This is a genomic window from Psychromonas hadalis ATCC BAA-638, from assembly GCF_000420245.1.
GTDB classification, from domain to species: Bacteria; Pseudomonadota; Gammaproteobacteria; order Enterobacterales; family Psychromonadaceae; genus Psychromonas; species Psychromonas hadalis.
This window is the reverse complement of sequence record NZ_ATUO01000030.1, coordinates 18,835-28,960: the sequence shown is the minus strand read 5'-3', so window position 1 is coordinate 28,960 and position 10,126 is coordinate 18,835. Positions and strand designations below refer to the sequence as shown.

Here is a 10,126-nt window from a genome sequence, read left to right as displayed (position 1 = left end):
ACAGAGCAACCGACGGGTAATGTGGGTATTACCTACACCAATCTTGATACGACCACGGCGAGTGATTATGAAGCACTCACCAGTTCCATTGCCATTAATACCCCGTTTAGCGCCAGTGCCGTTGACGATATATTTGCCGATGATGGTGAGCAGTTTACTGTTACTGTTACAGGAGACAGTTATGACAATGCCGAGGCTTATGAAGTTGTCACTTATGGTGATGGGGTCACCACAACGATTATTAATGACGATTTAGGGGTAACTGAGCAAACAATTAAAGAAGATACTATTGCGAGAGGGGATGTATTAGCTGACCCAGACTTGATTATTACTTCGTTCACAATCGAAGGTATTATCGGACCTTATTCAGTACCAGGCTCAAATCCTGTATCAATTGAGGGTATAGATTCTGAAACCAACGAAGTATATTCAATAGGAGAGCTTACCTTAAACTCTGATGGTACTTATGAATTTATTCCGGCTGAAAACTATGCCGGTGAAGTACCTGTTATCAGCTATTTAACTGCAACCGGTGAAAACGGCTCGATTGAAATTAATATTCTACCTGTTGTAGATACTATCGAAAATACAGTAAGTGTAGACATGGGTGATTATGAGCCGTGGAGTGTCAATGAGGATAATATTTCACAGACAATAAATAACCCAGACGGTACATCAACAATTATATTTGATAATGGTACTACCGCTACAACGGGGGCTGATGGGCAGTTATTTAATTTCACTAATGGTTTAGGCATTGGTATTGATTCTGGAAATGGAAAAGGGGAAGGAAATCGAATTGATGTAGGAGAACAAATTACCTTCGATTTTTTCATTGCAATGCATAGTGTGGAAATGAAAGTAAAAAACACGAAAGAAGATATTGTTAAAGTTATCGGGAATGAGATTGATATTGAAATTGTCGATGATACTTTACAAGTTATTAGTGGGACTATAAGTGGTGACATTTCTTTAGATAGTAACTCATCAGTAGCACTAACTTTATACAGTGACGGTAACGAAATAGATGTATCACCATTTTTGGCTTCAGATTTCCTACTAGCTGGCGACGCTTATTCTTGGTCTTTTGACACTATTGACCTTTCTGATTATGAAGGTACTAATATAACAGCTAGCTTAACTCTATTGTTAGATGGTAGTAGTTTTGGTCAAGGTGGTGAGACCGTATATCTATCATTTAACACTGGTATTGGTGAGATGGTATTTGCGAATGCAGGAGATGGAGATGCTAACGGTTATCAAGTGGATAAATTAGCCTTTTCTGTAAGCGGTGTTGACCAATTTGCCTACCCTGTTTCATTAGATGCCGTTTTATTAGATGACGATGGTAGTGAGTCACTTAGTCATGTTTGCTTGAATGGGTTCCCAGAAGGCTCTGAGTTAAAATTCTTTACTGGTGAGCCATTAGCTGAAATCGATTTAAACTCATATCCTGATGTAGATGGAAATTATGTTTATGAGCTACCAATGCAGTACTTCAATCCTGATAACGGTATGTTTGAAGGGGAAATATTGTTGATCACTAATGATGAATTAATGGATGATTTCCAACCAACAGTCATTATAGAAACGATTGATACTGTTACTATTGACGAACAAGAGGTTACTGATACCGCTTATACAATATTTGGTGGATCCAGTGATGCGCAGTTTACAGGTAGTGACGGAAGTGATTATATAAATGGTGGTGCGGGCAATGACACTATTATAGGCGGGCTAGGTGATGACACCATTCTTGGTGGCTTAGGCGATGACTTCCTAACCGGCGGTGAAGGCATCGATACCTTCATCTGGTTATCTGATGATGAGGCTGATGGGTCTTTAGATCATATTCTGGATTATGAATTAGATAACGACATATTAGATTTAAGTGATCTGCTCGGTGGCGATGAAACACAGGAAATCCTTGATGATTATTTAGACTTTGTTTTTAATGACGCTGAAAACACCCTCTCCTTAGTAGTCGATACTGATGCTGCAGGTAGTATGGAAATTGTGCTTGAGAATATTGATTTGTCAGGTGGCAGTACACCTGAAATATTCATAGCTGGCATCAGTGAGGCGGTTACAATCACACTAGATGGTCATCAAGTATTTGAATCAATTACCTTGCTTCCAATCGAAGATGAATATATTTAAGTGACCATAGGCATATCATTGTTAATTAGGCCTATGGTCTAATTAACGATGATATTTCACAATAGATAATAATTAAAAAAATAGATGTTAAGTCATAAAAAATAATAACTTAAAGCATTGATAATGCAATGAAGGTACACCGTTTTTATTACAGTCTCGCAAACGTCAATTTTGTACGGGCTAAAAACGTAATTATTTCCATTTGTACCCTGCAATGTTCGCACCTACATACGTTAGTAGCCTGCCGTTAAATAAGCCGTCGTTATACCCTTGATATAACCCTGAACTAAGTGTTGATTTTTACAACGTTAACGTCAGTAAACACAAATAGATCCGGCTCAGTTTGGCTACTTTCCTGTACTCGATTTGACCGCCACTTATGGTTTTGAGTATACCGATAGTCCAGCTACTGGCCGTTATCCTAGTGATGGAGCAAACCCACCAATAACACAACTATTTGTATTAAAAGTAATTATATTGAGATCTGAGTATGATAATACAGAGAACAACATAATTAACAGGTTATTAGCAGACGGTGAGTCTAGGCCCTTGATTATCAGTGATGATACAAATTACTTTTCCTGAATGAGAAGAGAGATAAGTGTCTTGGTGTTAAACTGAAAAATAAACAGCCATTTAGCTTAAAAAGTAACCGTTTCCTTGTTTTTAAACTAGAATAATAGAATGAAAAATAGATAACATAACTGAATTTAAAATATCAAAAAATAAAAATGGAGGTACAATGAAAAACTTCAATTTTAAATTTCCCCATAAAACAGCCTTAGCCATTCTTGTCTCTAGTTTGACTCTTCCTGTTAATATTTACAGTCAATCCCTTGAGCAAGCCGTTGCTTATACCTTAGATACCCACCCTGAACTGCGTGTTGCATTTAGTAAATTTAAAGTAAGCGAAAAGCAAATAGATCAAGCTAAGTCTGGTTATTGGCCCACGGTTGATTTGACTGGCGGAATTGGTGTGGAGTATACCGATAGTCCAAGTACAAGGCGATCCGTTGGTGATGATACTGAAACACTAACACGCAGTGAATTAGGCATTAGCCTAAGACAAAGTTTATTTAGTGGTTTCCATACCAGCAGTGAAGTTGATCGAACCAGTTTTACCGCCAGTGCTGAGCAGTGGCGGTTATTTTCACAAGCGGAAGATTTAGCCCTGAAAATTATTAAAGTGTATGTGGATCTCATTAAAACCGAGAAACTTGTTGGCTTATCGGAAAAAAACCTTGCTGAGCATGAAAAAATCTATGAACAGATCAAAGAGCGTACCGATTCAGGTTTAGGGAGCACCGCAGATCTGTCACAAATAAACGGGCGACTTGCTAAAGCGCACTCTAACTTAATTGCAGCCAAAAACAATTATCTTGATAGCAAAGTGCAATTTTTACGCGTGGTAGACCAAACGCCAGAAGGTTTAGTTATTCCCATTCCCGATGCCGATATGTTACCTCAAACGGAGGAAGAGGGCGTACAGCAAGCACTCGATCATCATCCGGTTATTAAATCCTCCAGTAATGATATTAGTGCTGCACTTTATCAATATGAGGCCGCTAAATCGACCTACTACCCAGAAATCACTTTAGAGTTAAGCGCAAATTATAATAACAACTTAGATGGTGAGGATGGAAGTGGAGGAATAAGGGATGTAGGTGGTGAAAACAATGATGCGCAAGCGATGTTACGTTTTACCTATAATATTTTCTCTGGAGGACGAGATGTGGCTTATGCCACTGAAACGGCTTATAAGATAAATGAAGCGAAGGAGCTCAATGCCAATGTACATCGACAAGTTAAAGAGGGTTTTATCCTCTCTTGGAATGCATTTGAGCAGTTAAATCAGCAGAAAAAATATATCAAAATACATGTTATTGCATCAAAAGATACGCAGTTTATGTACCAAGAGCAGTTTAAGTTAGGGCAACGTAGCTTGTTAGACTTACTTGATACTGAAAATGAATTGTATCAAGCGCGTACCGATTTCTTAGAAGCTGAATTTACAGAGATCACCGCACAATATCGCATATTGCACTCTACAGGTCTGTTGCTTGACTCTTTACGTGTTACACGACCTGCCACTTGGTTTGGTGAAGATGAATACGAGGGAGGCGTAAGCCAATGAGATATTTTATTATTTTATTATTGAGTATAGCTGCAGTAGGCTGTTCAACAAAGGCGATTGATATGGCAAGTGAGCCTACTCAGCAAAAATATGATTTAAGTGATCAAGAGGGAGATGGAGTCATTAATGCGCGAGATGCGTGCCTTGAAAGTGAGTCTGGTTCACAGGTAGACAATAGTGGTTGTGGATCTGAAACGGTGCATAAAGTGAGGCGTGAATTATTAGTTAATTTTAAAACGAACTCTTATGTGGTTGCACCGAGCTACTTTCCTGAAGTAGAGGAATTAGCCGACTTTATGAAACAATATTCAGAAACAGATGTCACTATCGAGGGGCATACCAGTATTCGGGGTAATAAGGAACTTAATGAAACTTTGTCACAAAATCGTGCTGAGGCGATCAAAAAGATACTGATTGATAAGTTCTCTATTGATGAGAGTCGTATTACAGCAATTGGTTATGGTTTCTCTCGTTTGTTACTAGAAGGAAGTGATGAATATATCCATGCGCGCAACCGCCGTATTGTCGCTGAAATTAGTAGTGAAAAAACTATCGTAGATCAAAAGTGGACAATATACAGTGTTGATGAACGTGCTGAGGAGTGATATTTTTAATTGATCGCTATCAATCATAAAGGCGCTATTTAGCGCCTTTTCTTCTTTAAGGGCTAATTAAATGAATAAAGTAGATGAAACAAATTATGGACCACTTACCAAGTTAATTGGCAGTTGGGTAGGTAAAAAAGGTGAAGATATTGCGCCTGAGCCAGAGGGGACTGAAGTAAATAGTTATTACGAAAAGATCATTTTTACAGGTATAGGAGAGACTGAAAATGCTGAATCTCAGTTATTAAGTGTGATCACTTACACTCAAGAGGTTAGGCGTAATAGTAATGATAAAATGATTCATCATGAAGTTGGTTATTGGTTATGGGAGCAGGGCAGCCATACAGTAGTACACTCATTAACTATCCCTAGAGGTATGTGTGTCTTAGCGTCAGGTCGCTTTGAAGTATCGCCAAGCAAATCTGTTTTAAATGTCAGCGCAATGATTGAAGAGAAAGATTGGCAAATCATCCAAAGCCCTTTTATGCAAAAGAATGCCAAGATGAAATCATATCTACAACAGTTTAAAGTGACTGAAACAGAGCTTTGTTATTCACAAACAATGTTATTGGATATTTACGGGAAAGAGTTTGAACACACTGATAATAGTGTATTAAAAAGAGTGTGATAATAAAAGGAGCATAGAATGCTCCTTTTATTTGGCTTATGCCATTCATCATTATTTTTAGATCACTTTTTCTTTTTACGAATACTCAGACCTAACTCTTGTCCTCGATATTTTGCAAAATAGGTGTTACCCATTAAAAATAGGCTTGCAAATAGCAACTCAAAAATGGCCAGTGTAAGCTCCATAACATTATTTTCAAGGTAAGCTGTATAGATAATAACGACTGCATGCATAATATAGAGTAGTGCTAAAAAACCGCACCATGCAAACGTGTAGGGGTTGCCTTGGATGATTCCTCTAAGAGGAAAGAGTAAAGGTAAAAACCAAATTGTGGTAATAAACCAAGGGCTTAATCCAAGAGGCGGGGGAGATAACAACAGGTGCCATAGCGGAATAAGTAAAAGAAGGGCAAAATAACCCACTCTTGCCATCAATTTATATTGTTCTGTTTTCATAAAGTTACTACTAATATTTATTAAATAATGGTTAAAATGGACTCTGGAGGACGACCTATTTTAGCTTTACCATTGGCTAATACGATAGGGCGCTCAATCAATTTAGGATTATCAAGCATCGCTTTTAATAATATGGCTTCATCCGTTTCTGTTTTTAGTTTTAGCTCTTTATAAACTGCTTCGCCTGTGCGCATTAAGTCACGCGCAGAACTAAAACCAAGTAAGGTAATAATATTTTTTAATTCAGCAAGTGTGGGTGGTGTATCTAAATAATTTACAAGAGTGAAATTATCTGTTTTGTCTTTAATTAGCGCTAGCGTTGCACGGCTTTTTGAGCAACGTGCATTGTGGTAAATAGTAATATCAGTCATTTTAAATTCCTATTGTGCAGGCCAAATGGCAATGTAATCTTCTAAATTATTAGGATCAATCTCTGTTTCAGAGATGATTTTACCACGTATTGAGAATCCCCCTTTATGCATCGCTGATTTGCTACCTGTTAGCAGTGGATGCCAAACAGGTAAGGGTTTACTTTCAACCAATAAACGATAGGCGCAACTCGCGGGCAACCAGTGAAATTGGTCGATATCATCTAAAGAGACTTTGACACAATCTTTTACCAGTTTAAAGCGTTGTTCGTACTTACGGCATTGGCAAGTTTTTGTATGTAAAAGATGACAAGCAACATTGGTAAAATGTAGCTCTTCTGTATCATCATCAATAATTTTATTAAGGCAGCATTTTCCACAGCCATCACAGAGTGATTCCCACTCTGTTTTATTCATCTGTGATAATGTTTTTTCTTCCCAAAAATGGCTCATCTATTATTGCTCTGTGTTATTCAGGTGTAATGCGCGGATACTTAATGCGCTCAGAAAGGTAACTCACTGCCGTGGCAAAGTAATAAGAGCGGTTCCAGTGCATTAATACTTTGTAATTATTGTAAGCAAGGTAAACACGACCAGAAGCATCATCAGGAATAACAATTGATGCGTTCATATCCACTTTAGGTAGGGCACTGCCATCAAAACGACGCACACCAATATCTTGCCACTGTTGCAGCGTTTTTTGCTGTTTGATGCCAGCAAGCTCGACATTAAAATTATCAGGGATTAAAACTTGTCGTCCCCATGTTTCACTGTCATCCCAACCCTCTTTTTTCAGGTAGTTAGCAGCAGATGCAAACACATCCGCGTAGTTATTCCAGATATCTTTTTTACCATCGCCATCATAATCAACGGCATAGTTGAGGTATGAGGTGGGCATGAATTGCACCTGTCCCATTGCACCTGCCCATGAACCGATAAATTTATCCTGTTCGATATGGCCCTCTTCTAAGATAGTTAATGCAGCAAACAGTTGTTTTTTAAACAGTGCCTCACGGCGACCTTCATAAGCCATCGTGGTCAGTGAAGAGATAATATAATGGCGTCCGGTTAAACGGCCAAAGTTTGTTTCAATGCCCCAAAGTGCCACAATAAAACGTGGTTGGACGCCGTATTCTTTGCCTATTTTGTGCAACAAATGATAGTGTTTTTTGTAGGCTTCACGTGCTTGTTTTATTTTCCAATCGGGTACGGCACGAGGAATATAAGTGTCTAAGGTTAATTTAAACTCAGGTTGTTCTTTATCAGATTTAACACTACGCTGTAAAAATTCAACTTTTTCAAAGGCATTATTAATGATGTTTTCATCAATACCCTTTTCAATTGCTTCACTTTTTAACTGCTCTACATATTGCTCAAAAGGTATTTTCTCTTTTTCAATTATTGTGGTTTCTGCGTAAACGGAACATGCTGAAAATAGCAGTGTAGAGAGGGTAAAAAAATTAGTCAGTTTCATTAAGTATCTCTTTTTCATTAAATGCCTCTGTTTCATTGAATCGCTCTAATTGTGATTCTCGCCATGCTTTGTGCTCTTTTAAGTAGTTAACAGGAGGTGGTGGAAGTTGCAAATAATAACCATTTTTTTGTATTGCTGTAATAACGGCGTCAGCATCAGCCATGGCGAGTTTTTTATCTGCAGTGATATTTAACAGTGTCACAAGTTGAGGTGGACCAAATTGAGTGAGTAGTGGATCGGGAACGGGTTTAAAATCATCTCTTTTAGCAATGAAAAGATAAGTTTGTGATTTTCGAATACTTTTATATACAGCACATAACATAATACTAATGACGCCCTTTGCTTGCCTATTAAGAGTTCAGACTATAACATGCAATCTGCTTTAATTTTTATAGAAATTGGCTGAATTTTAAATCAAAAATCATTTTATATATAGAGATAGGGTGTTATGACACTAAAATCGTTAAATTTTCCCTTACTAGTTCTTACTATTGAAAGTGAAACTCTTTCATTGCTGGCTGATGAGTTAAATAAAAAACGGATAATGGCTCCAGATTTTTTCCTTCATGCACCCGTTGTGATTAAGGTTATTAATGGATCATTAAATTTAGATTTTTCACAGATTAGAAAAATTGTAATTGAGCAAGGTTTTATTTTAGTGGGCATCTCAGGCGAGTTATCTGAGACACAAAAAGAGATGTTGCATGCTGAGCAAATTGCTATTTTAAGAGGCTCTAAAAGACAAGGTAGCAAAGAGGTTGTGGTTGAAGATAAACCCGTTGAAAATGTGGTGGAAACGGCATCTTTTATTGCAAATGAGGTAAAAACCAAAATATTTAAAGGGCGTGTGCGATCGGGTCAGCAGATTTACGCAAAAGAGTGCGACTTGGTCATTAATGGTGATGTGGGCGCGGGAGCTGAAGTGATCGCAGATGGCAATATCCATATTTATGGCGTATTACGTGGGAAAGCACTTGCCGGGGCGATGGGCGATCAAAATGCATCTATTTTTTGCCAAGCGCTTAGCCCTGAATTGGTTTCAATCGCAGGTGTTTATAAATTAAGTGATGATCTGCCTCCTGAATATGCAGGGAAAAGTAGTATGGTCTCATTAAAAGATGAGCAAATAGTTTTAGATAGCTTGGGTCAAATTTAATCGAAATTAAGGAACAGAAAATGGCAAAAGTAATTGTTGTCACATCGGGAAAAGGCGGTGTTGGCAAAACAACCAGTAGTGCGGCAATTGGTACTGGCCTTGCGCTAACTGGTGCAAAAACAGTGGTAATCGATTTTGATATTGGTTTGCGTAACCTTGATTTGATTATGGGCTGTGAGCGCCGTGTGGTTTACGATTTAATTAATGTCATTAATGGTGAAGCAAATCTTCAACAAGCACTAGTGAAAGATAAACGTACCCCAGGATTATATATTTTACCGGCGTCGCAAACACGTAATAAAGATGCGTTAAGCAAAGAGGGCGTTGAAAAAGTGATCAACGACCTTAAAGCCGATGGTTTTGAATATATTATTTGTGATTCGCCTGCGGGTATTGAGCAAGGCGCAATGATGGCGCTCTATTTTGCTGATGAAGCGATTGTGACTACTAATCCTGAAGTCTCATCAGTACGTGATTCGGACCGAATTACGGGGATGTTATCCAGTAAATCTAAGCGTTCTGAAATGCAACTTAACCCCGTTAAAGTGCATCTTTTAATTACTCGTTATTGTCCTGAGCGTGTTGAGAAAGAGGAGATGTTAAGCATTGAGGATATTGATGATCTATTAGGCATTGATCTTTTAGGTGTTATTCCTGAATCACAAGATGTATTAAGTGCATCGAATTTAGGTGAGCCAGTGATTTTAAATCAAGATAGTGATGCAGGTAAAGCGTATCAAGATGCTGTGGATCGTTTAATCGGTATTGAGCGTGAACTTCGTTTTGTTAAATTTGAAAAGAAAGGCTTTTTAAGCCGTTTATTTGGAGCTTAAGATGGGACTTTTAAGTTATTTTAGAAAAGAAAGCCCTAAGAAAGGCAGCGCAAAACTTGCCAAAGATCGTTTGCAAATTATTGTTGCACATGAACACTCAAGTGCTGCAAGTCCTGCTTATCTTCCAGAGTTACAGTGTGAAATTGTCGCGGTGATCCGCAAATATATGGATATCTCATCGGATGATGTGAAGTGTGAATTTATTGATAAAGCGGAAGATGGTATCTCTGTATTAGAGGTTAATGTTGCATTGCCTAGAAACAAGTAATGCAATTGGTGTTAATAGGGATCTGTTATCGTCAATCTAATTAAT

12 protein-coding genes are annotated in these 10,126 nt (G+C 38.0%); 7 read left to right on the top strand and 5 right to left on the bottom strand.

Annotated elements, in window-relative coordinates; genetic code table 11:
- The 4 genes from G322_RS24500 to G322_RS0105760 all read left to right on the top strand — a co-directional run.
- A partial coding sequence (locus G322_RS24500; protein WP_022940861.1) for a type I secretion C-terminal target domain-containing protein occupies positions 1–2,160 on the top strand: 2,160 nt, incomplete at its 5' end.
- Between the two features lie 742 nt (positions 2,161–2,902).
- The gene (locus G322_RS0105770) at positions 2,903–4,294 is read left to right on the top strand and encodes a TolC family outer membrane protein (RefSeq protein ID WP_022940860.1); all 1,392 of its coding nucleotides are present in this window, start codon (positions 2,903–2,905) and stop codon (positions 4,292–4,294) included.
- Positions 4,295–4,356: 62 nt separating this feature from the next.
- Positions 4,357–4,899 (top strand): OmpA family protein, encoded by a 543-nt coding sequence (locus tag G322_RS0105765; RefSeq protein ID WP_342662413.1) that lies wholly within the window; start codon positions 4,357–4,359, stop codon positions 4,897–4,899.
- 70 nt (positions 4,900–4,969) lie between these two features.
- Positions 4,970–5,527 (top strand): heme-binding beta-barrel domain-containing protein, encoded by a 558-nt coding sequence (locus G322_RS0105760; protein WP_022940858.1) that lies wholly within the window; start codon positions 4,970–4,972, stop codon positions 5,525–5,527.
- A 62-nt stretch (positions 5,528–5,589) separates the two neighbouring features.
- On the opposite strand, the gene G322_RS0105755 is transcribed toward G322_RS0105760, so the two are convergent.
- Genes G322_RS0105755 through G322_RS20015 form a run of 5 tightly spaced genes read right to left on the bottom strand, consistent with a single transcriptional unit; the run spans position 5,590 to position 8,146 of the window.
- Positions 5,590–5,982, bottom strand: a complete 393-nt coding sequence (locus tag G322_RS0105755; protein WP_022940857.1) for a DUF2069 domain-containing protein — start codon at positions 5,980–5,982, stop codon at positions 5,590–5,592.
- 20 nt (positions 5,983–6,002) lie between these two features.
- Entirely contained in the window at positions 6,003–6,353 is a 351-nt protein-coding gene (arsC, locus tag G322_RS0105750) for an arsenate reductase (glutaredoxin) (protein ID WP_022940856.1), read from the bottom strand.
- Between the two features lie 9 nt (positions 6,354–6,362).
- Positions 6,363–6,803: a YcgN family cysteine cluster protein gene (locus tag G322_RS0105745; RefSeq protein WP_022940855.1), complete on the bottom strand. Its 441-nt coding sequence runs from the start codon at positions 6,801–6,803 to the stop codon at positions 6,363–6,365.
- Positions 6,804–6,819: 16 nt separating this feature from the next.
- Positions 6,820–7,824 carry a lytic murein transglycosylase gene (locus tag G322_RS0105740; protein WP_022940854.1) on the bottom strand — a complete coding sequence of 335 codons (1,005 nt, stop codon included), beginning with the start codon at positions 7,822–7,824 and terminating at the stop codon, positions 6,820–6,822.
- Positions 7,811–8,146: a YcgL domain-containing protein gene (locus tag G322_RS20015; protein ID WP_022940853.1), complete on the bottom strand. Its 336-nt coding sequence runs from the start codon at positions 8,144–8,146 to the stop codon at positions 7,811–7,813. The genes G322_RS0105740 and G322_RS20015 overlap by 14 nt, the downstream gene beginning before the upstream one ends.
- A 126-nt stretch (positions 8,147–8,272) precedes the next feature.
- On the opposite strand from G322_RS20015, the gene minC reads away from it, so the two are divergent.
- Genes minC through minE form a run of 3 tightly spaced genes read left to right on the top strand, consistent with a single transcriptional unit; the run spans position 8,273 to position 10,081 of the window.
- Entirely contained in the window at positions 8,273–8,980 is a 708-nt protein-coding gene (minC, locus tag G322_RS0105730; protein ID WP_022940852.1) for a septum site-determining protein MinC, read from the top strand.
- Between the two features lie 20 nt (positions 8,981–9,000).
- Positions 9,001–9,813, top strand: a complete 813-nt coding sequence (gene minD / locus G322_RS0105725; RefSeq protein WP_022940851.1) for a septum site-determining protein MinD — start codon at positions 9,001–9,003, stop codon at positions 9,811–9,813.
- A gap of 1 nt (position 9,814) precedes the next feature.
- Positions 9,815–10,081: a cell division topological specificity factor MinE gene (minE, locus tag G322_RS0105720; protein ID WP_022940850.1), complete on the top strand. Its 267-nt coding sequence runs from the start codon at positions 9,815–9,817 to the stop codon at positions 10,079–10,081.
- Positions 10,082–10,126: the final 45 nt, after the last annotated feature.